Source organism: Croceicoccus hydrothermalis (assembly GCF_022378335.1).
GTDB lineage: Bacteria > Pseudomonadota > Alphaproteobacteria > Sphingomonadales > Sphingomonadaceae > Croceicoccus > Croceicoccus hydrothermalis.
On record NZ_JAIQCI010000014.1, the window covers coordinates 163,415 to 184,696 of the forward strand.

21 protein-coding genes are annotated in these 21,282 nt (G+C 65.4%); 18 read left to right on the top strand and 3 right to left on the bottom strand.

Going from position 1 to position 21,282, the window contains the following annotated elements:
* The first annotated feature begins 11 nt into the window (after nt 1-11).
* Complete coding sequence (gene sdhD / locus K4G67_RS10175; protein ID WP_239806269.1) at nt 12-392, top strand: succinate dehydrogenase, hydrophobic membrane anchor protein; 381 nt, start codon at nt 12-14, stop codon at nt 390-392.
* Between the two features lies 1 nt (nt 393).
* Nucleotides 394-2,214 (top strand): succinate dehydrogenase flavoprotein subunit, encoded by a 1,821-nt coding sequence (gene sdhA, locus K4G67_RS10180; RefSeq protein ID WP_239806270.1) that lies wholly within the window; start codon nt 394-396, stop codon nt 2,212-2,214.
* 521 nt (nt 2,215-2,735) lie between these two features.
* Here the strand turns inward: sdhA and K4G67_RS10185 are convergent.
* Nucleotides 2,736-3,332: a hypothetical protein gene (locus K4G67_RS10185; protein WP_239806271.1), complete on the bottom strand. Its 597-nt coding sequence runs from the start codon at nt 3,330-3,332 to the stop codon at nt 2,736-2,738.
* Nucleotides 3,333-3,435: 103 nt separating this feature from the next.
* On the opposite strand from K4G67_RS10185, the gene K4G67_RS10190 reads away from it, so the two are divergent.
* Genes K4G67_RS10190 through K4G67_RS10200 form a run of 3 tightly spaced genes read left to right on the top strand, consistent with a single transcriptional unit; the run spans nt 3,436 to nt 5,239 of the window.
* Complete coding sequence (locus K4G67_RS10190; protein ID WP_239806272.1) at nt 3,436-4,185, top strand: TlyA family RNA methyltransferase; 750 nt, start codon at nt 3,436-3,438, stop codon at nt 4,183-4,185.
* A 35-nt stretch (nt 4,186-4,220) separates the two neighbouring features.
* Nucleotides 4,221-4,901: a TspO/MBR family protein gene (locus K4G67_RS10195; RefSeq protein WP_239806273.1), complete on the top strand. Its 681-nt coding sequence runs from the start codon at nt 4,221-4,223 to the stop codon at nt 4,899-4,901.
* 26 nt (nt 4,902-4,927) lie between these two features.
* A complete protein-coding gene (locus tag K4G67_RS10200) occupies nt 4,928-5,239 on the top strand; it encodes an accessory factor UbiK family protein (RefSeq protein ID WP_338026424.1) in 312 nt (103 codons plus the stop codon).
* A gap of 483 nt (nt 5,240-5,722) precedes the next feature.
* Here K4G67_RS10200 and K4G67_RS10205 read toward each other — a convergent pair whose 3' ends face one another.
* Nucleotides 5,723-7,807, bottom strand: a complete 2,085-nt coding sequence (locus tag K4G67_RS10205; protein WP_239806274.1) for a catalase — start codon at nt 7,805-7,807, stop codon at nt 5,723-5,725.
* 170 nt (nt 7,808-7,977) lie between these two features.
* On the opposite strand from K4G67_RS10205, the gene recO reads away from it, so the two are divergent.
* The 5 genes from recO (at nt 7,978) to K4G67_RS10230 (ending at nt 12,558) form a co-directional block, all read left to right on the top strand.
* Complete coding sequence (gene recO, locus K4G67_RS10210) at nt 7,978-8,586, top strand: DNA repair protein RecO (protein ID WP_239806293.1); 609 nt, start codon at nt 7,978-7,980, stop codon at nt 8,584-8,586.
* On the top strand, nt 8,583-9,638 hold the full coding sequence (gene leuB / locus K4G67_RS10215) for a 3-isopropylmalate dehydrogenase (protein ID WP_239806275.1): 1,056 nt from the start codon (nt 8,583-8,585) through the stop codon (nt 9,636-9,638). Before recO ends, leuB begins: the two co-directional genes overlap by 4 nt.
* Before the next feature lie 173 nt (nt 9,639-9,811).
* Nucleotides 9,812-10,249 (top strand): hypothetical protein, encoded by a 438-nt coding sequence (locus K4G67_RS10220; RefSeq protein WP_239806276.1) that lies wholly within the window; start codon nt 9,812-9,814, stop codon nt 10,247-10,249.
* Between the two features lie 9 nt (nt 10,250-10,258).
* Nucleotides 10,259-11,410, top strand: a complete 1,152-nt coding sequence (locus K4G67_RS10225; protein WP_239806277.1) for a glycosyltransferase — start codon at nt 10,259-10,261, stop codon at nt 11,408-11,410.
* A gap of 77 nt (nt 11,411-11,487) precedes the next feature.
* On the top strand, nt 11,488-12,558 hold the full coding sequence (locus tag K4G67_RS10230; protein ID WP_239806278.1) for a PAS domain-containing protein: 1,071 nt from the start codon (nt 11,488-11,490) through the stop codon (nt 12,556-12,558).
* A gap of 1 nt (nt 12,559) precedes the next feature.
* Here K4G67_RS10230 and K4G67_RS10235 read toward each other — a convergent pair whose 3' ends face one another.
* The gene (locus tag K4G67_RS10235; protein WP_239806279.1) at nt 12,560-13,828 is read right to left on the bottom strand and encodes a phospholipid carrier-dependent glycosyltransferase; all 1,269 of its coding nucleotides are present in this window, start codon (nt 13,826-13,828) and stop codon (nt 12,560-12,562) included.
* A 125-nt stretch (nt 13,829-13,953) separates the two neighbouring features.
* On the opposite strand from K4G67_RS10235, the gene K4G67_RS10240 reads away from it, so the two are divergent.
* The 8 genes from K4G67_RS10240 to K4G67_RS17765 all read left to right on the top strand — a co-directional run bounded on the left by K4G67_RS10240 (nt 13,954) and on the right by K4G67_RS17765 (nt 20,987).
* The gene (locus K4G67_RS10240) at nt 13,954-15,162 is read left to right on the top strand and encodes a trans-sulfuration enzyme family protein (protein ID WP_239806280.1); all 1,209 of its coding nucleotides are present in this window, start codon (nt 13,954-13,956) and stop codon (nt 15,160-15,162) included.
* Nucleotides 15,159-16,538, top strand: coding sequence for a PAS domain S-box protein (locus K4G67_RS10245; RefSeq protein ID WP_239806281.1), 1,380 nt, complete (start codon nt 15,159-15,161; stop codon nt 16,536-16,538). The genes K4G67_RS10240 and K4G67_RS10245 overlap by 4 nt, the downstream gene beginning before the upstream one ends.
* Nucleotides 16,539-16,619: 81 nt before the next feature.
* A complete protein-coding gene (apaG, locus tag K4G67_RS10250; RefSeq protein ID WP_239806294.1) occupies nt 16,620-17,018 on the top strand; it encodes a Co2+/Mg2+ efflux protein ApaG in 399 nt (132 codons plus the stop codon).
* Nucleotides 17,019-17,149: 131 nt separating this feature from the next.
* Nucleotides 17,150-17,947, top strand: coding sequence for a LysR family transcriptional regulator (locus K4G67_RS10255; RefSeq protein ID WP_239806282.1), 798 nt, complete (start codon nt 17,150-17,152; stop codon nt 17,945-17,947).
* Nucleotides 17,948-18,023: 76 nt separating this feature from the next.
* Complete coding sequence (locus K4G67_RS10260) at nt 18,024-19,052, top strand: type III polyketide synthase (RefSeq protein ID WP_239806283.1); 1,029 nt, start codon at nt 18,024-18,026, stop codon at nt 19,050-19,052.
* Nucleotides 19,049-19,570 (top strand): isoprenylcysteine carboxyl methyltransferase family protein, encoded by a 522-nt coding sequence (locus K4G67_RS10265; protein WP_239806284.1) that lies wholly within the window; start codon nt 19,049-19,051, stop codon nt 19,568-19,570. Before K4G67_RS10260 ends, K4G67_RS10265 begins: the two co-directional genes overlap by 4 nt.
* Before the next feature lie 39 nt (nt 19,571-19,609).
* The gene (locus tag K4G67_RS10270) at nt 19,610-20,560 is read left to right on the top strand and encodes a hypothetical protein (protein ID WP_239806285.1); all 951 of its coding nucleotides are present in this window, start codon (nt 19,610-19,612) and stop codon (nt 20,558-20,560) included.
* Between the two features lie 124 nt (nt 20,561-20,684).
* Complete coding sequence (locus tag K4G67_RS17765; RefSeq protein WP_420830026.1) at nt 20,685-20,987, top strand: DUF4062 domain-containing protein; 303 nt, start codon at nt 20,685-20,687, stop codon at nt 20,985-20,987.
* Nucleotides 20,988-21,282 lie beyond the last annotated feature (295 nt).

The window sequence follows — 21,282 nt, forward strand, 5'->3', positions numbered from 1 at the left end:
GGATACGAACCATGGGTAACGGAACCAGGATCGGCCGCGTTCGCGGGCTCGGCTCCGCGCACGAAGGCGCGCACCACTGGCTGCTTCAACGCTTTACCGCCGTCGGCAATCTCGTGCTCGTGCTCTGGCTGGTGTTCAGCCTTTTGACGCTGCCGGATTACGGCTATCTGACGATGGCCTCGTGGCTGTCCAGCCCGCTTGCGGCGACGGCGATGGTATTGCTCATCATTTCCACCTTCTGGCACGCGCGGCTCGGCATGCAGGTCATGATCGAGGATTACGTGCATGGCGCGAACCGTTTCGCCGCCATCGTGGCCATGAACCTGTTCTTTGTCGCGGGCGGTGTGTTCGGCATCGTGTCCGTGATCCGCATCGCGCTGGGAGGCGCATAAGATGGCCGACGCTTCGACACAGCCCGCCTATCAGATCATCGACCACACCTATGACACGATCGTCGTGGGTGCGGGCGGTTCCGGCCTGCGCGCCACCATGGGCAGCGCGGAAGCGGGCCTGAAAACCGCCTGCATCACCAAGGTGTTTCCGACCCGTTCGCACACCGTCGCGGCACAGGGCGGCATCGCCGCATCGCTCGGCAACAATACGCCCGATCACTGGTCGTGGCACATGTACGACACGGTCAAGGGGTCCGACTGGCTCGGCGATCAGGACGCGATCGAATATCTCGTGCGCGAGGCACCACAGGCGGTGTACGAGCTCGAACACGCCGGCGTGCCGTTCTCCCGCAATCCCGAAGGCACGATCTATCAGCGTCCCTTCGGCGGCCACATGCAGAACATGGGCGAAGGCCCCCCGGTGCAGCGCACCTGCGCCGCCGCCGACCGTACCGGCCACGCGATGCTCCACGCGCTGTATCAGCAATCGCTGAAATATGACGCGGACTTCTTCATCGAATATTTCGCGATCGACCTCATCATGGTCAATGGCGAGTGCAAGGGCGTCATCGCCATGTGCATGGACGATGGCTCGATCCACAGGTTCCGCGGCCATGCGGTCGTGCTGGCCACCGGCGGCTATGGCCGGTCCTATTTCACTGCCACTTCCGCGCACACCTGCACCGGCGACGGCAATGCCATGGTGCTGCGTGCCGGCCTCCCGCTGCAGGACATGGAATTCGTGCAGTTCCACCCGACCGGAATCTACGGCGCAGGCGTGCTCATCACCGAAGGCGCGCGCGGCGAGGGCGGTTACCTCACCAATTCCGAAGGCGAGCGTTTCATGGAACGCTACGCCCCTTCGGCGAAGGATCTGGCCAGCCGCGACGTGGTTTCGCGCTCCATGGCGCTCGAAATTCGCGAAGGGCGCGGTGTCGGCGCGGAAAGCGACCATATCTTCCTGCACCTCGATCACATCGATCCCAAGGTGCTGGCCGAACGGCTTCCCGGCATTACCGAAAGCGGCAAGATCTTCGCCGGTGTCGATCTCACGCGGCAGCCTTTGCCGGTGGTGCCGACGGTCCATTACAACATGGGCGGCATCCCCACGAACTATCACGGCGAGGTGATGACCATCGGCGCCGACGGGAACCCGGAAACCGTGGTCCCCGGCCTTTTCGCGGTGGGCGAGGCGGCCTGCGTGTCGGTTCACGGCGCCAACCGGCTCGGCTCCAACTCGCTGATCGATCTCGTGGTGTTCGGCCGCGCGACCGGCCACCGGTTGAAGGAGCTGGTGAAGCCCGGCACGTCGCATGACGGCCTGCCGTCGGACAGCGCCGATTTCGCACTGTCGCGGCTCGACCATTTCCGCCATGCGAAGGGCGGCTCGCCCACCGCGCAGATCCGCGGCGAGATGCAGCGCACCATGTCGGGCCACGCCGCCGTGTTCCGCACGGACGAGCTGATGCAGGAAGGCAAGGCCAAGCTGGAACAGGTGTACCGCCGGATGGAGGACATCCACGTCACCGACCGTTCGCTCATCTGGAACAGCGACCTGATCGAGACGCTGGAACTCGACAATCTCATCAGCCAGGCGACGGTGACGATGCATTCGGCCGCCAATCGCAAGGAAAGCCGCGGCGCCCACGCGCACGAGGATTATCCCGAACGCGACGATGCCAACTGGATGAAGCACACCGCGGCCTGGTTCGACGGCTGGGGCGGCAAGGGCGGCGGGGTGAAGATCGACTATCGCCCGGTGCACGATTTCACGCTGACCGACGACGTCAAATATATCGAACCGAAAAAGCGCGTGTACTAAAACGCTGCCAGGGGGCCGGGGTCGTATGATCCCGGCCCTTTTTCGGGCCCGCGCGGATGGGCGACGAAACAGAGAAAGCCCGAAGCCGGTATCCCCGCTTCGGGCTTTCGCATGGTCAGCGGCCGGAAGTGCCGCCCTTGGGTGCCTTTATCGCCTCAGACGTTCGGCGATAATGCTCCCCGGACATTTTCCGACCTCTGTGCTGGACCATGAGACATCGGATCACCTCCTTTCGCGACGGGATTCAGGGATGCCGTGCGGCGCAAGGTCCCGCGTTGCCTTGCGGACGGCCGGACCGGGGCACGCGGTGCGCAGCGCCACTTTCCTGCGCCGCAATCTGCGTCCCCCGCGGCGTTCAGGCAAGACTTGAATTCGAAAATTTCGCTGTCATGATCGCTGACTTCGCGTGCGGCGATGCACCATGCGTGGCCCGAATTTGCGCCTCCTCGACCAGTGCCGCCGATCGCCCGTCATCATGCCGCGACACGCGCCCGGCGCTTATCCCCGGCGAATCGCTGGCTTTACCGGCAATCCTCGGCGACGCGGGCAATTTCGGCCCATGTCGGCATATAGAGCGTGCGCGTTCCCGGCGCCGCGACGGCAAAGCGCCCGCGCGAGAAGATCATCGCGTCGATGATCGGATCGTGCGGCGCCAGCGTCGCCACCACCTGCCCATTGGCCGCAGGCTGCGCGGTGAGCATCTTCGTCTGCGAGGTGGTGGTGATCGTCATGGTCGTCGCCCGCGCATCGGGGGTCATGCGCCATAGCTTGATCTGCCGGTTGCCCGGCTCGCACGCCATCACGAAATCCGCCACGTCGGACCCGAACAGCGCGCGGGTCGCATTGGCATCGGCGCGATAGGTCCACTCGCCCATCGAAATCGGGGCGTCGCGCCAATCGTCCGGCACCGGAACCGGCGGCGGCGGGGCGGGAACGGGGATTGGCGGGGGCGCCGGCACCGTCGGGGCGGGTTCGCGCACCGTCGGCGCGCACGCGGCCAGCCCCAGCCCGGTGAGCAGCACCGCCGTCCCCGTCATGGTCCAGCAACGGCGCATGGCACGCGCGGCCTGTTTCCGGCGGGCGAGCGTTTCGGGCGTATCGTCATGGCTTGGCGTCATCGCGCGCTTATGCGAAGAGGACGCGCCCGGCACAAGCGGCAAACGTCGAACCGGTCCGCCCCCGCGATTTCGCGTTTCGAACACCACCGGATAGCCACGCACCATGCCCGCACCTGCAAAACCCGCCAAGACCCGCGTCGACCAATTGCTGGTCGATCGCGGCCATGCCGAAAGCCGCACGCGGGCGCAGGCGCTCGTCATGGCGGGGCTGGTATTCACAGGCGAGACGAAGATCGCGAAGCCGGGACAGCAGATCCGCAGCGATGCCGCGCTCGACGTGCGCGGGCGGGACCATCCCTGGGTGTCGCGCGGGGGGATCAAGCTTGCCCACGCGCTCGAAACCTTTGCGCTTGATCCCACAGGCGCCGTCGCCATGGACATCGGCAGCTCGACCGGCGGATTCACCGACGTGCTGCTCCAGAATGGCGCCGCGCATGTGGTCGCGGTGGATTCCGGCACGAATCAGTTGGCATGGAAATTGCGGCAGGACGAACGCGTCACCGTATTGGAACAGACCAGCGCGCGTATCCTGACGCCGGGTCATATCACGCAAGGCTGCAACTGGGTCGTGTGCGATGCGAGCTTCATCGGCCTGGCCAAGGTGCTCGAGGTGCCGCTCGCGCTCGCCGCGGCGCATGCAACCCTCGTGGCGCTGATCAAGCCGCAGTTCGAGGTGGGCCGCGGCGAGGTCGGGAAGGGCGGCGTGGTGCGCGACCCCGCGCTGCACGAACGCGTCACGGGGGAGGTGCGCGACTGGCTCACCAGTATTGGCTGGACGGTGCGCGGCCTCACGCAAAGCCCGATAACCGGGCCGGAGGGCAATGTCGAATTCCTGATCTGGGCGCAGCGCTGAGGGAACGGAGCGGGCCGCGCCTGCGTTTTGATGCCATGACAGACCCGAACACGCATCCCGACAATCGCCAGACCCCCCGCGAAAACGCGTCAACGACGCCGGTCTCGGCGCGGGTCGGCGACGCAGACCGGCACGATGACGGCGTCGATGATGACACGGACGGGCCCGGAATGCCCGCCGCACACGCCGAGCACGGCTCCGAACCCGTCGATGCGACGCCTGCGCATGTCCCTGCCCATCGGCAGAAATCGCTGCTGTGGTGGGCGCTGCTCTGCGTGCCGGCGGTGGTCGCGGCGGGGCTGGTCGTCGGGCAGCTTTCGGGTTCGGGGGAGAGCGATCCGTGGTTCGCCTCGCTGGTAAAGCCGGACCTCTATCCGCCGGGCTGGCTGTTCGGCGTGGTTTGGACGATCCTCTACGCGCTGATGGGGTTTGCCCTTGCGCTGGTGGTGGCGAGCGACCGGCGCGCGTATAAAGGTTCCGCGGTTGCGGTGTTCCTGATCCAGCTTGCGGTTAATCTTGCCTGGTCGCCGATCTTTTTCGGCGCGCATCTCATCGGGATGGCGTTCTTCTGGATCCTGCTCATGCTCGTGCTCATCATCACGACCATGGCGATATTCGCGAAGGTCAGCAGGCTCGCGGCCGCGCTGCTCGTGCCCTATCTTGCCTGGGTGTCGTTCGCGGCGATCCTGAACCTGCAAATCTGGCAGTTGAATTGAACGCGGAAAAGGACCACATTCCCACCATGCAAAGCGACAACCCCCGGATCTCCGACCTCACCCGCATGATCACCGCCGCGGCCGGCACGTTTGCCGGCATGGGGCGCGAAGCGTCGGAGGCCGCGCGCGAACGCTTCAAGGAAGCGATGGGCGGGCTCGATTTCGTCAGCCGCGAGGAGTTCGAGGCGGTGAAGCAGATGGCCGCCGCCGCCCGCACGCAGAATGACGCGCTCGCCGCCCGCATCGCCAGGCTCGAGGCGAAACACGCAGGCGACGGCGACGATACGGCGCAAAGCGACGCCTCCCCGAAACAGCCCGACGATTACACCGGGCTCTGACCCTATCGCGCCGGTTCAGGCGCGCTGATCCCGCACAGTGGCCTGTTTCTGCGTAGGGGATACGGACCTGCGCGGGTTTTCACTATCGCACGGACACGGGAACCGGGCCTTGCGTCCCGCCTCTGATCCTTGCCCGATGGCGCGGAAATATCCTGTTGTCTACGGGGCGCTACCCAATCGAACCCGTTCGCGTGCGCGCAAAGGTCCAAGCGCATGCCACCGGGGTGAACGACGGGGCGCAGGAGCATAGGTCGATCCGGGGGCACGGCAACCGCCGCAACCGCCGCGACCGGCGAATCCGGCGCGCGCTCCATCCATCGGTCCGTATGTACCGCACTGCCTCATGGGGCGGGCGAAAACGCGCGGGTCGCACAGAACAGGATCGCGCCCGCTACGGCTCCACGCGCGAGCCACCGGGGCGGATACGAAAACGGCGGACGGGATCGCTCCTGTCCGCCGTTTCGCGTTTCCGGTTTGGCAGGATCAGTCCTGCTTGACCGCCATCCGGTCCCAGTAGCGCAGCTTGCCGCATGTCTCGACAAAGGTTTTCGCATCGCCCGCGCCGGTCAGCTTCACGAAGCCGTCGTCGATCTTCCCATCGACGCCCGCCCCTTTCAGCAGGGCCATGGTTTCAGGCACGTATGCTATGAATTTCGCGTGGGCGAAGGCGTCGTTCACGAAATCGATGCTGGGCTTGTCATCGGCGTAATTCTTCGCCGCATCCTCGCCCATCACCAATGCCACCGCGTCATAGACCACCGACGGCCCGCCATCGATCTTCTCCGACGCCTCGATCATCTTGCCGTCGGACAGTTCGGCCCCGGCGACATGCGGGGCGATGATCTCGACCATGGCGCCGGCATCCATCGCCGCGGTCTTGAGCGCGTCCACGATGGCCGCATCGCCGCCCTTGGCGACATAGATGCCGAGCTTGCGCCCCTTGAAGCTGTCCGGCCCGTTCTTGAGGATCGACAGCGCGTCGGACGGCGGCAAGTCGGTAATCGGCTCACGCGCCAGCGGCACCTTCTCCGGCAGCTCGGTTAGACCGATGCCGTCGCACACCGCCTGCGCCAGATCGGCGTCGATATGACGCAGATGGCCGACCATCCGCTTGCGAATGTCCATGCGTTCCACCTTCGACAATTCGAAGGTCAGCGCATTGGCGATATGCCTCTGCTCGATTTCGGTCTGGGAGATATAGAATTGCCGCGCCTGGCTGTAATGGTCGGCGAAGGTTTCGCTGCGCACGCGGACCTTGGGCCCTGTCACCGGCGCTTCGTAACTGGTGAACCCGTTCATGGGACAGGCGCGCGGGCCGCGGTCCTCGCCCGTATCGCCGCCCCAGCTGTTCGGTTCGTAATTGGCGCGGCCCTTGGGGTTGTGCATCGCCATGTGGCCGTCCTGCTGAAAATGGCGGACAGGGCATTTGGGCGCGTTGATCGGGATATGGGTGAAATTGGGCCCGCCAAGCCGCTTCAACTGCGTGTCGAGATAGCTGAAATTGCGGCCCTGGAGCAGGGGATCGTCCGAATGGTCGATGCCCGGCACGATGTTCTGCGTGCAGAAGGCCACCTGCTCTGTTTCGGCAAAGAAATTGTCGACATTGTTGTTCAAAGTCATCGTGCCGATGATGCGCACCGGCACCTGTTCCTCGGGAATGATCTTCGTCGCGTCCAGCACGTCGAACTCGAAATTCTCGGCGAATTCCTCGTCGAAAATCTGCACGCCGAGATCCCATTGCGGGTAATCCCCCGCATCGATCGCGTTCCACATGTCACGGCGATGGAAATCGGGATCCATGCCATTGATCTTGAGCGCCTCGTTCCAGATGACCGACTGCATCCCCTGCTTCGGCTTCCAGTGGAACTTCACGAAATGGGATTTGCCCTCCGCATTGACGAGGCGGAAGGTGTGGACGCCGAACCCTTCCATGAAACGGAACGAGCGCGGGATGGTGCGGTCCGACATCTGCCACATGATCATGTGCATGGATTCGGGCGACAGCGAGGCAAAGTCCCAGAAATTGTCATGCGCGCTCTGCGCCTGGGGAAAGCCGCGGTCGGGTGCGGGCTTTACCGAATGGATGAGGTCGGGAAACTTGATCGCGTCCTGAATGAAGAACACCGGGATATTGTTGCCCACGATATCCCAGTTGCCTTCCTCGGTATAGAATTTCACCGCGAAGCCGCGCACGTCGCGGGCAAGATCGGGCGAACCCTTGTTCCCCGCCACGGTCGAAAACCGCGTGAACACCGGCGTCTTCTTCCCCTTTTCGCCGGACAGCACGCCGGCGCGGGTGAATTCGGGGATCGGATCGGTCAGCTCGAACTCGCCATGCACGCCATAGCCCCGCGCATGGACCACGCGTTCGGGAATGCGTTCGTGGTCGAAGTGAAAGATCTTCTCGCGCGCGATCTGATCTTCGAGCAATTGCGGCCCGCGCGGCCCGGCGGTGAGCCAGTTCTGATCGTCGGCGATGGGCGCGCCCTGCGCCGTGGTCATCACATCGTCCTTGCCGGCGGGCTTTTGATGATTGGCGCCGCCTTGTGACAGTTCGAAATCTTTCATGATGGGGTGCAGCCTTCTCGCTTGCGTTAACCTTACCCGCACCAACTGTCGGTGTGAAAAAAGGTTGCGCGGTAATTCCGCCTGCGCGCAATCGGTTTTGGCGATATAAACATGTGTTGGTTGCCGCGCCGGACTTGCGGCGCACGCCGATCCGTTCCATCCCGCAGGTCATGCATCTGCGCGCCCCAGCCATCCTCTGCGCCTCGCGCCCGCACGGCGAAACCGCGGCGATCGCCCGCGTGCTGACGCGCAAATATGGGATGGTTGCCGGATATGTCGCGGGGGGGCGGGGGCGGGGCCTGCGCCCCGTGCTCATCCCCGGCAATGCGGTCGCGGCCGACATCGCGGCCCGCGCGGCGAGCCAGCTGCCTTTCATGAAGCTGGAACTGCTGCAAAGCCGGGCGCCCTGGATGACGGAGCCGCTGCCCGCTGCCGCAATACAATGGGCGACCGCGCTCACGGCGAGCTGCCTGCCCGAACGCAATCCCTACCCGGCGGTGCACGATGCGCTCGGCCCGCTGCTCGACGCGATATGCCATGCACCCTCGGCGCCGGGCTGGGCGGTGGCGCTCTTGCGCTATGAAACGCTGCTTTTGCGCGAAATGGGATATGGCGCGGCGGGGGGCACCGATGCGCAGGACTGGGACGCGACGCTCGCCGCACTGGAGGCGCAGGGACGCACCATCGCCACGCGCCTGCTTGCGGAGCGGCGCGGCGATGTTATGGCGGCGCGCGCGCTGTTGATGGCGCGGCTTACACGGATCACGGGGGAATCATGAAGATAGCGGTTTTCGCAGGCGACGGCATCGGGCCCGAAGTGACGGAGCAGGCGGTGCGCGTGCTCAAGGAACTGCCGCTGCCGCTTTCGCTCATCACCGGCGATGTCGGCGGCGCGGCCTATCGCCTTCACGGACACCCGCTGCCCGATGAAACGCTCGTCGCCGCGCGGGAGGCGGATGCCGTGTTGTTCGGCGCGGTCGGCGATCCGTCCTGCGACACGCTCGACCGGCATCTGCGCCCGGAACAGGCGGTGCTGGGCCTGCGCCGCGAACTCGGCCTGTTCGCCAATCTGCGCCCGGCCAAGATGTTTCCCGGCATGGAGGATGCCAGCGGTCTGAAACCCGAAATCGCCTCGGCCATCGACCTGCTCATCGTGCGCGAACTGAACGGCGATGTCTATTTCGGAGAGAAGGGCATGCGCACGACCGACGCGAACCTTCGCGAAGGGTACGACATCATGTCCTATGACGAAAGCGAGGTGCGCCGCATCGCCGTCACCGGGTTCGAGGCCGCGCGCAAACGTCGCGGCAAATTGTGCAGCGTGGATAAGGCCAACGTGCTGGAAACCAGCCAGCTGTGGCGCGACGTGGTGATCGAGGTGTCGGCCGATTACGCCGATATCGAACTCAGCCACATGTATGTCGACAATGCCGCGATGCAGCTCGTGCGCGATCCCGGACAATTCGACGTGATCGTCACCGGCAATCTGTTCGGCGACATATTGTCGGATCAGGCATCGATGTGCGTCGGCTCCATCGGCCTGCTCGCCTCCGCCTCTCTGGGGGAGCGCAAGACCGCACATGGCACTTTCGGCCTTTACGAACCCATTCACGGGAGCGCGCCCGACATCGCCGGCAAGGGCATCGCCAATCCGCTGGCCACGATCCTGTCGGCGGCGGATCTGCTGCGCCATTCGCTCGGCCAGGCGGAGCAGGCGGAGCGGGTCGAGCGTGCGGTGGCCGCGACATTGTCCGATGGCGTACTTGGCCGCGACCTTGGCGGGACGGCCACCACGGCGGACATCGGCGATGCGGTGATCGCGCGGCTTTGACCCGTAAGGCGGGGCATGGCGGGCAACCGTTCCGCATGCGGATGCAACATATGGCAACGTTTTTGCAGCGTCCTGCGTTGGGAAGGGGTCTGGTCGCCGATGCGGCGTCTGACCGGTGGTTCCGCTTATCCATGGTAAACGGAATCGACATGCCGCGATGACAGGAACGTCGAATGACCGCGCCCCGCCCCATGTCACGACCGTACGACCGCCGCCGGCCTTTCGCTTTTGCGGCGCTCGAAATCGGGGCGTTCCTGTTCGCGCTGGCTTGCGTGGCCGCGTCTCAACCCGATACCCACTCTTCTATCGCGGCGTATCTCATCGCGAATGTCATCGGCATTCTTTCGGTGACGCGGCTTCGGCTCAACATGGTCCGGCTCGTGATGATGGGGATTTACGCCGTCGGCATTATCGGGGTGGTGACGTCGCTGGCCTTTCGGTTCGATGCGGCGATGAGGATGCCCGATATCCTGCTGCGCGCATCTCTGGTTATCGGCTACGGCGCCGTGACGACGGTCTTGTTGATGAGCGCACCCGTCGCGCCATGGTGCCGTTCGGGCAATTTGCCCTTTTTCGACCGGATGAAGAGCCGCCTCGACCTGTTCCGATAGGGGCAGGAGATGCCGCCGGCCCGTGCCGCCAGCCGTGCGGCGGGGCGGCAGGGCGGGGCGCGGGGCGATAGGGTGCTCGACCTCGCGATCGTCCTTCCCACGCTGAACGAGCGGGAGAATATCGCCGCGTTCATCGCGCGGCTGGCCGACACGCTCGGCCCCGTAAGATGGGAGGTGATCGTCGTCGACGACGACAGCGAGGATGGCACCGCCGATGCCGCGCGCATGCTGGCGCGGGCGGACATGCGCGTGCGGGTGATACAGCGGATCGGCCGCCGCGGCCTCGCCAGCGCCGCGATCGAGGGGATGCTGGCAACCGCCGCGCCGCATGTCGCGGTGATGGACGCCGATCATCAGCATGACCCCGCGCTGCTCCTGCCCATGCTGCGCGCGATGGAAGGCGGCGATCTCGACCTGTGCATCGCCAGCCGGTTCGCGCCGGGGGCAAGCACGCAGGCCTGGGCCGCGCCGGAGCGGGAGGCACGCTCCCACCTCGCCAATCGCATCGCGCGCGCCATGACGGGCATCGCCGCGACCGACCCGATGAGCGGGTTCTTCATGATCCGCGCCGACCTGCTGCGCATGCTCGCGCCGCGATTGTCGGGCATCGGGTTCAAGATTTTGCTCGACATCCTCGCCACCGCGCCCGCGCCGTTGCGGCTGCGCGAATTTCCGATGAATTTCGCGGCGCGGATCGCCGGCGAATCGAAACTCGACCGGGCGATCGCGTTCGATTTCCTCATCGGCGTGTACGACCGCACGATCGGGCGGGTGCTGCCCACGCGCTTTGCCCTGTTCGGGACCATCGGCGCTGTGGGCGTGGCGGTGCATCTGGCGATCTTGTGGCTGTTTCACAAAGCCGCGGGGACGGATTTCCTCACCGGACAGATCGCGGCGGTCGCAGGGGCGCTGACGTTCAATTTCCTGCTCAACAATGCGCTGACCTACGCCGATCAACGGCTGTCGGGTGCGCGCGCCATGTTGGCGGGGTGGGCGCGGTTTGCGGGCACCTGCGCGGTCGGGGCGGGCGCCAATGTCGCCGTGGCGGAGGCGCTGGCCGGGCGGGGTTTTCACTGGCTGAGCGCGGCGCTGGCCGGGATCGTCGTCGGGTCGGTCTGGAACTTTGCCCTGTCGAGCCGGTTCGTCTGGGGCCGTTTTTGATTTGTTCCTGCTGGAAACAACTGGGCCTTCGTGTATTAATCCGCTGACTTCATGGACGAATAAGGCGGCGGCGGGACTTGGCGGACAAGCAACAGGACGGAGGCAGTCAGGCCGGACAGGAATTCGAGCCTGCGACGGCGCGAAGCAGCGCGGCCGATTTCGATGCGATGTCTCCCGATCTCGCCCGCATGTTTCATCAATCCGCCGAACAGACGCGCATGGCAATCTGCATCTCGGACGCGCGCGCGCCCGACATGCCCATCGTCTACGCGAATCAGGCGTTTCTGCACCTCACCGGATATGAGAAGGAAGAGGTCGTCGGCAGGAACTGCCGCTTCCTTCAAGGGCCGGACACCGATCCCGACACCGTCGCCCGCGTGCGCGAAGGGTTGGAAAACGAGCGCGTGCGCGTCACCATCCTGCGCAATTACCGCAAGGATGGAACGCCGTTCTGGAACTCGCTCCATATCGGGCCGATCTACGACCGGGAGGGGACGCTGACGCATTTCTACGGCTCGCAATGGGACGTGACCGAATTGCTGGATGAGCGCGAACGCATGGCGATCGCGGAGCGCCTCAATCAGGAGATGGACCACCGCAGCCGCAATCTGTTCGGCGTGATCAGTGCGATGATCCGCCTCTCCGTCAAATCGGCGGAGGACAAGTTCGATCTGGCGGACAAGCTTTCGGAGCGGGTCATCGCCCTGTCGCGTGCGCATTCGGTATCCTCGCGCACCGACGGCAACGTGCACGAAGCCGATTTGCGCGAGCTGATCGAAGCGATCCTGCTCCCCTATACAGATGTCGCGCGCGACCGTATCGCGATCATCGGCGATACGATCATGCTGGACAAGAAACAGGTGACGCCGCTCGGTCTCGTGCTGCACGAACTGGCGACCAATGCGTTGAAATACGGGGCATTGTCGACGGCGGACGGGGCGGTATCGGTCGACTGGACGCAGGAGAATGGCAAGACCGTCCTCTTCTGGCGCGAAACCGGCGGGCCCATGCTCGACGATGATCCGCCGCGCCAATCGGGTTCGGGATCGCGGATCATGCTGGGCGTGTTGAGCAATATCAACGCCACCATGACACAGGATTGGGAAAAGGACGGGCTTCTGGTCCGCATCGCGATCCCGGTGGAGTGAGCTATCGCCACCCCTCGATCCACGCATAGTCGAGGAAGCTGTCCCGCCCGGCCAGCGCCTGCCCCGTAAGCACGGGAAGAAACCACACGAACAGCGAGAGCGACGCGGCAAGGAACGGGATCGCCCACACGCGAAACCGCGTTTCCCACACCGCGCGGTCGAGCATGAACGCAAGCGCCGCCATCGCGAACAGCGAGGGCAGCAGGTAATGATAGTAGAACTGCACCGGCTTTGGCGCCGCGATCCATAAGGCCATCGCTGCGATCCACCCCCACGCGGCCAGCGCCATGTCGCCCCGCCCGTGCCGCGCCCCGCAATATACTCCATAGGCGAGCGCCGGCAACGCGGCCAGCATCGTCAGCGGATTGCCGAGCAGCAATATCCCGCGCTGCGCCCCGTCATATACCTCGTAGAAATACCAGATCGCGCGGCTGTTCGCCGCCCATTGCCACCACCGCGACATATAGGTGTGCGGCGTCGTCACCCCCTGTTGCAGCGATAGCATATGCGCCTGCCACGATATCGGGTCGTGCCATTGCGGCGGCGGATCGGACAGCGCGGCGATCGCCATGAAATGCAGCAGATACACCGCCACCGGCAACAGGCCGAGCCATCCCGCCGCCTCGATCAACGATACGCCGCGCACCGGCCCTGCGTCACGCGCGGTCAGGATGTGCAAACCCCCGCGCCCGTCCCGCGGCAAGGCCCGCCAACGCCCCCATGCAAAGGCCAGCCCGGCAAACACGGGCAGCGGCGCCGCGTTCCATTTCGCCGCCACCGCCAGCCCCAGCAACACGCCGCCCGCACCCAGCCGCACGCGCGCCGCCGCGACACGCCCGCTATCGAGCGCGGCGGCGCATGCCCATATCCCCGCCGCGCCAAGGCCCAGCATGTAGATGTCGAGCATCGCGATCCGCGCCTGCACCAGCAGGGTGAAATCGGTCGCGATCAACACGCCGGTCGCAATCGTCGCGAACCCGCGGTGCGACACGTGCCACACCGCGCGCATGGCCGAAAACAGCGTCAGCATCCCGAACACCACCGACCCGATGCGCCAGCCCAACGCATCGTCCCCGAACACGCCCATGAACAGCGCGAGCAATTGCTTGCCCAGCAACGGATGCTCCGCATTGCGTAGGGTTTCGCCCGCGATCCAGTCGCGCGCGGCGGGAAGGTAATGGATTTCGTCGAAGATCGGCGTTTCGATACGCGCGATATGCCACGCCGCGACCACGCCGAACAGGGCCGTGATCGCGATGGCGGCAGCCATGGGGTCGGCGCGATTTACACCCCGTGGGCGGGAACGATTCATGGGGCCGATGGGTAATGGGGCATGGCGCGCCCGGCAATGCGCTTGTTGCATCGCTCCCCTCTGCCCGCTACCGGCCCCGACTTATGAAACGTTATACTGGCACCGACCGCTCGATCACGCAAAGCTGGAAACCCGCGACCCGCGCCGTGCGCGCAGGCACGATGCGGTCCGAACACGGAGAAACGTCGGAGGCGCTCTACCTCACCTCGGGCTACAGCTACGACGATGCGGCGACCCCTGCGGCCCGCTTTGCGGGCGAGGCGGCGGGCATGACCTATTCCCGGCTTCAGAACCCCACCGTCGCCATGCTGGAGGAACGCATCGCGGTGATGGAAGGGGCCGAGGCCTGCCGCACGCAGGCATCGGGCATGGCGGCGATGACCGCGGCCCTGCTGTCGCAATTGTCGGCGGGCGATCATATCGTCGCGGCGCGCGCGGCGTTCGGATCGTGCCGCTGGCTCGTCGATTCGCTATGCCCGCGTTTCGGGATCGAGAGCACGACCATCGATTCCACCGACAATGATGCCTGGGAACGCGCGATCCGCCCCAATACCAAGGTGTTCTTCTTCGAAACGCCGGCCAATCCCACGCTCGACATCGTGGACCTTCGCGCGGTGTGCGACATTGCAAGGGCGCACGGCATCACCACCGTCGTCGACAATGCGTTCTGCACCCCTGTCATGCAGCGGCCCATCGAATGGGGCGCCGATGTCGTGGCCTATAGCGCGACGAAACTGATGGAGGGGCAGGGCCGCGTCCTCGCCGGCGCGGTATGCGGGACGGAGGAGTTCATCAATGAAACGCTGCTCCCGTTCCAACGCAACACCGGGCCGAACCTGTCGCCGTTCAACGCATGGGTCGTGATGAAGGGGCTCGAAACGCTCGAACTGCGCGCGCGGCAGCAATGCGCCAACGCGCTCAAGGTCGGGCAATTCGTCGAAACCCGCGTGCCGCGCATCCTGCACCCCGGTCTTGAGAGCCATCCGCGTCACAATCTCGCGATGAAGCAGATGGACATGACCGGCTGCATCTTCTCCTTCGTGCTCGACGGCGGGCGGGCGCAGGCGCATGCCGTGCTCGACGGGCTGGAGCTGATCGATATCTCGAACAATATCGGCGATTCGCGCTCCTTGATGTGTCATCCCGCCTCCACCACCCATGCCGGGCTGAGTGCGGAGGCGCGCGCCGAGATGGGCGTGGACGAAGGCATGATCCGCTTCAATGTCGGGCTTGAGGATGCAGACGACATTATCGCCGATCTCGACCGGGCGTTCGACCGGGCCGGTTTGTGAGCCTGTCGCCCCTCGATGTCGAAGGCCGCGATGCGGATGGCGGCCTTCCCGCCGGCTCACTCCTGTCGGCCATCGTCGAAGGGGCGGACGATGCGATCATCTCGTGCCTTCTCGATGGGCGGGTGCTGTCGTGGAACCGCGCGGCGGAACGATTGTTCGGTTTCCGCGCGGAGGAGATGATCGGGCAATCGATCGACATGCTTATCCCCGAGGACCGCATGGAGGAGGAGGCGGACATCATCGCCCGCCTCGCCGCGGGCGAAACGCTGACCTCGTTTCAGACGGTCCGCCTGCGCAAGGATGGCGCGCCCTTGTGCGTGTCGCTCACCACCTCGCCCGTGCGCGATGCGAGCGGCACGATCATCGGGGCGAGCAAGATCATCCGCGATTCCGGATCCTGGCACGCGGCGCGGGATGCGCTCGCGCGCAGCGAGCGGCGCTTTCACATGCTCGCCGACAATATCGCGCAGCTTGCCTGGATCGCGGAGCCGGACGGCGCGATCCACTGGTACAACCGGCGCTGGTACGAATATACCGGCACGAACGAGGAGGACATGGCCGGCTGGGGCTGGAAAGCGGTGCACCATCCCGATCATGTCGAGCGGGTCGTGCGGGAATTTCGCGCCTGCATCGCGGCCGGCACCTATTGGGAGGACACGTTCCCTTTGCGCAGCGCGGATGGGGAATATCGCTGGTTCCTGTCGCGCGCGAAGCCGGTGCATGATGCCGAAGGCCGGCTGATGAGCTGGTTCGGGACCAATACCGACATCACCAATCAACGGGACCAGGCCGCCGCGATCGAAAACCTGCTGACCGAGGTGAACCACAGGGTCAAGAACACGCTGGCCACGATACAGGTTCTCGCCCGCCGGTCCGCGCCCGGCCATGACGATTTCGTCAAGCGTTTCGTCCGCCGTATCGAGGCGCTGACCATCAATCAGGATCTGTTGATCGACCGGCGCTGGGGCGAGGTGCCGGTCGGCGATCTGGTCGATGCGCAGCTGGGCTTCGTTCGCCGCCGGGTCGGGGACCGCCTGCGATCCGAAGGGCCGGACGTGCTGCTGAGCGCGCGCAGTGCCGAAACGCTGGGCCTTGCGTTGCACGAGCTGGCCACCAATGCGCTCAAACACGGGGCGCTCGCCGATGAAGAGGGCGAGGTGCGCGTCATGTTGGAGGTGGAGGACGGCGAATTCACCATGCGCTGGAGCGAGGCGGGGGGCCCGCCGGTCAAGGCGCCCGATTTCATGGGGTTCGGGTCCGCCGTGATCCGCGACGTGCCCGCCGCGACATTCGACGGCGAAGCGGTGCTCGACTACACGCCCGAAGGTCTGTGCTGGCGCCTGACCTGTCCGCTCGACGCGGTGGCGGCGCACTGAAATCCCGGGCCGATCGCGCGCCAAGGCGGCATGAGCGGCGTTGTGTCGCGGCGGGATTTGGGCTATTTACCGCCGCATATGATGAACCGGTTCTTCAATCATGTCGCCCATTCGAACGGCATCACCGTGCGGGTCGCGGCCAATTTCCTGCCCGAACAATCGCGCGTGACGGCGGGCCGCTGGTTCTGGTCCTATCACGTGCGCATCGAAAACCATGGCGACGAACCGGTGCAATTGCTGACGCGGCACTGGCGCATCACCGATGCGAACGGGCGCGTCTCGCTCGTCGATGGTGATGGCGTCGTCGGCGAACAGCCGTTTCTGGACCCGGAACAGGCGCATGATTACGTGTCGGGATGCCCGCTCGAAACGCCGCATGGCACGATGGAGGGGCATTATACCTTCCGCCGCGACGACGGCACCATATTCGAGGCGGCGATCCCGTTCTTCCCGCTCGACGCGCCGACGGCGATCCGCTGACCGTAATTCGCTGGCCCTGATCCGCTGGCCCGGATGACGCGCCGGGCCGGTTGCACGCGCCTCTTGCGCCGCGGGCCCGCCGCCGCCTAAGAACGGCGGCACATACGAACGCGCCGCGAGACGAGGGCATATTGAAACGAACTCACCTGCCATTGAACGGGTTGCGCGTGCTCGACGCGGCGGCGCGGCACCTGTCCTTTACCCGCGCGGCGGACGAGCTTGCCGTCACGCCCGCCGCCGTGGGGCAGCAGATTCGCGCGCTGGAGGATCTGCTCGGCGTGGTGTTGTTCCGCCGCACGCCCAAGGGGCTGGAGCTCACGGACGAGGCGCGCGCCGGGCTCGACCCCTTGCGCGAAGGGTTCCTGCGGTTCGAGGAATCGGTGCAGGCGATGCAGTCGGGTCAATCGAGCCATTTCTTCACCTTTGCCGCGCCGCGCGATTTCTTCGGCGCATGGCTGGCCGCGCGGCTCGCCGCCTATCGCGCCGAAAATGCCGAAACCCGTTTCCTCATGGCAGGCGGGCAGAACACCGATTTCACAGAAGCGAACCTCGATTTCGCGGTGCGCCTCGTCGAAGGGCCGGGCGAACTCGAAGGGGTGCCGCTCTCGCCCGGGCGCCGCATTGCGGTCGCGGCACCGGGCGCCGACGATGCGTGGATCGCATGGCCCGGCCACCCCGCACCCGAAGGGGTGGAGCCGGGATTGCAGGTCGGCGCCACGGGACAGGCGCTGTCGGCCGCGCTTGGCGGGATGGGGCGTGCGCTGCTCCCGATGCAGCTTGTCGAAAGCGCGCTCGCCGACGGCACGCTCGTCGCGGTGGGCGAACCGGAGGAGACGCGCGCCACCTACTGGCTCGTCGCGCCGCGCCCCCAATGGCGGCAGCGCAAGATGAAGGCGCTCGTCGACTATCTCACCGCCGCGCCGCAATAGGCCCGCGCCTTCGGAACGCAGGCGGGCCGAGCGGCGTTACCACCATGCCCGCCCTTCCGGCCGGGTCGGGAGAAACATGGCCCATATCCTTTCGATCGGCACCGCCGTGCCGCCGCATATCTTGCCGCAAAGCGACGTCGTCCCCATACTGACCGATGCGCTGGGCCACGCACCGCCGCCGCGCCTCGCCTCCATCCTCACCAACACCGGCATCGCGCAAAGGCACATCGCGGAGGACATCGGCTACTACTTCCGCCCCCGCCGGGCGAGCGAACGGGCCGCGACCTTCGAACGGGTCGCCACCGCATTGTGGGAGGACGCGGCGCAGGACGCGCTCACCCGCGCGGGCCTGACGCCGGCCGACATCGGCACCATCGTCACCGTCTGCACGACCGGCACGCTCACCCCCTCGATCCCGAGCCGCGCGCTGCAGCGCATGGGCTTTGCTCCCACCACGCGCACCGTGCCGGTGTTCGGCTGGGGCTGCGCGGGCGGCGGGCTGGGTCTGTCGCTCGCCGCGACGCTGGCCGATGCGGCGCGGGGTGAGGGCGCGCTGCTCCTCGTCTGCGTCGAATTGTGCAGCCTCGCCTACGACCATTCCTCGATGGAAAAAAAGGATCTCGTCGCGCTCGCCCTGTTTTCCGATGGATGCGCCGCCGCGGTCATCGCGCCGGGCGACGGTCCCAACCGGCTCGGCCCGTTTGCGCAACATTGCTGGCCGGACACGATCCCGATGATGGGATGGGAGATCGGCGACACCGGCTTCGACCTCGTATTGTCGCGCGACATTCCGCGCTTCGTGGAAAAGGATTTCGCCCCGTTCTGCGACGCCTTCCTCGCCGCGCAATCGCTCACCCGCGCGGGGCTTGCCGAACCGGCCTGCCATCCCGGCGGCGGCCGCGTGGTGGAGGCGCTGGCCGCGATGTTCGGGCGCGACCTGCCCGCCACCGCCGCCGTGCTACGCGATTACGGCAATATGAGCAGCCCGACCGTGCTCTTCATCCTGGACCGGCTGCTATCCAACTCCGCGCCGGGGGGAGAGCCGGTGCTCGTCACCGCGCTCGGTCCCGGCTTTACCGGCACCGCGGCGCTGGTGCATCGATGATCGCGCAATGGGCGAGCTGGCCGGTATGGGCATGGGCCGTGCTCGCCTATGTCGTTGCCTCGCGCCTTGGCGAACTTGCCTATGCGCGGCGCAATACGCGGCGTCTGCTGGCCGAGGGGGGGATCGAGCATTACCCCGGCCATTACCCGCTGTTCATCGTGCTGCACGGCTCGTGGCTGTTCGCCATCCTCCTGTTCGCGCAGCCCGCGCCCGAACCGTCCTATGCGCTGGCCTCGCTCTTCGCGTTCAGCCAGGCGGCGCGCTACTGGGTCCTGCATTCCATCGGGCGCTGGTGGACGACGCGCATCATTTCCGCCCCGCATTTCCCGCGGGTGCGGCGCGGGCCGTACCGTTTTTTCCCGCATCCCAATTACGCGGTGGTGGTGGCGGAGATCGCGCTTCTGCCGCTGCTCCTCGGCGCGCCGTGGGTGGCGCTGGTGTGGTCGGTGCTCAACGCGATGCTGCTTGCCCACCGCATCCGGCTGGAGGAAAAGGCGCTCTTCTTGCGCGAGGGTTAGGCGGCCGTCACGCGCCCGCGCCGGGGGAGAGGACAGCAGATGCCGCCCCGCCTCCATCCTTTCGCGCATGAGGTCGAGCTTCGCATTGATCCGCGCGCGCACCTCGTCCTCGTCGCCGAACGTCTCCGCGCGCCATTGCTGTTTGAGCGTTTCGTAAACAGGGTCGCCCGGCCTCGGCATCGCGGCCTCGCCATAGCGGTGCGCACGACGATGGCGCAGCATGAACATGACCAGCGCCTCGTTATGCCGCCGCCATTCGCCGATGATTTCGCCGCCCGACACGATGGGCCGCGCCTCCCCCTCGATCGCGCGGGTAAGCGCGGTATCCTCAAGCCTCGCGATCCCGCAATCGACCGCACGCTCCCACGCAGCGGCGAACCCCTCGGCGCCCTTGCGGCTGCGCAGCGTATAGAGCGCCTCGACACTCGCCCCGATGCGCCGCGCGGCCTGCGTGACGCTGCCCGTGGCGGCAAGCACGGCGATAAAGCGGCGCTGACGATCGGGCGTGATCGAATTGCGCCGGGGACGGGGATGCACGAACGGCGAGAAATCGAGCAGCGGATCGCCCGGTTCCGGCTCCTCGGTGGTAAAGGCGACGTGGCTCGTCCGCCGCGAAGGCCGCGCCGACCGGCAATGCAGCGGCGCATCGGCATAGGCCTCGCCGATCACGCGATAACCCGCATCCCCGCCATCACTCTTTTGGTCGGGAACGCGCACGATCCCCCGCCGCCGCGCCCGCCGTGCGTCACGCGCCGTATCGCACAGCCGCGCCCGGTCCCACGCCGCGCGAAACGCCTCCGCCCCGGCGCGATACCGCAGCTTGTGCAGCGCCGCCACGCTAACGCCGATCTCGGCCGCGGCATCGCCGACGAACCCGCACCGCGCGAGCGCCGCGATAAATTGCCGCTGCGTCTCTGCATCCAGCTTGCGCCGTTTCTTCTGCACCGCCGGGGTAAAGGAAAGATCGACCATGACACGCTCCGCCATTGATGAGGGGGAGCGGGGTTAGGCGCGGGCAGGGGGTGTAGGAAAATAAAAGTTTTTGGCTGAGTTGCATGCCACTCACGAATGTTTGATAAGTAGAGCAAAGTTCAAACGAGGCGATTGATTTTCGATCTCCTATTCAGTCAGATATCAAGTCTTCGTAAGTTCGACATTTACTGATTTAAAAGAAGAGCGAGCTGAAGTTATCCAAGCCCCATGGGAAATGGATTGTATCCCTACTGGAATGGAGGCATTTGTCGCGTCGAACGAAGACCAATGGAGCGGCATCCAAAAGGTTATCGACGAGTCCGATTATTATGTTTTAATAATAGGGGGAAGGTATGGCAGCCTCACATCGGAAGGAATTAGCTATACCGAAAAAAATATAAATACGCGAAAAACTCGGGGTCCCGGTATTAGCATTTGTGCATAGACGCCCAGACGAAATACCGGCGGGTAAGTCCGATATCCAGAAGGATTTAAGAGATAATCTCGAAAGATTTCGTCAAGAATTGATGGATTCATACCCAATTAAAAATTGGGCGACACCTGCTGAACTGGGTGCTGGGGTATCACGTTCATTGATCCGCGAAATCCGTATAAATACTAGGCCGGGTTGGATTAGGAATGATGGATCTTCACCCCTAACCCGTCCTATTCATGAGGCTACCGCTTCGTGTTGTTCGGACGGCGATGTGGCGGTGCCTGATTGATCAAGGCGCACGCCT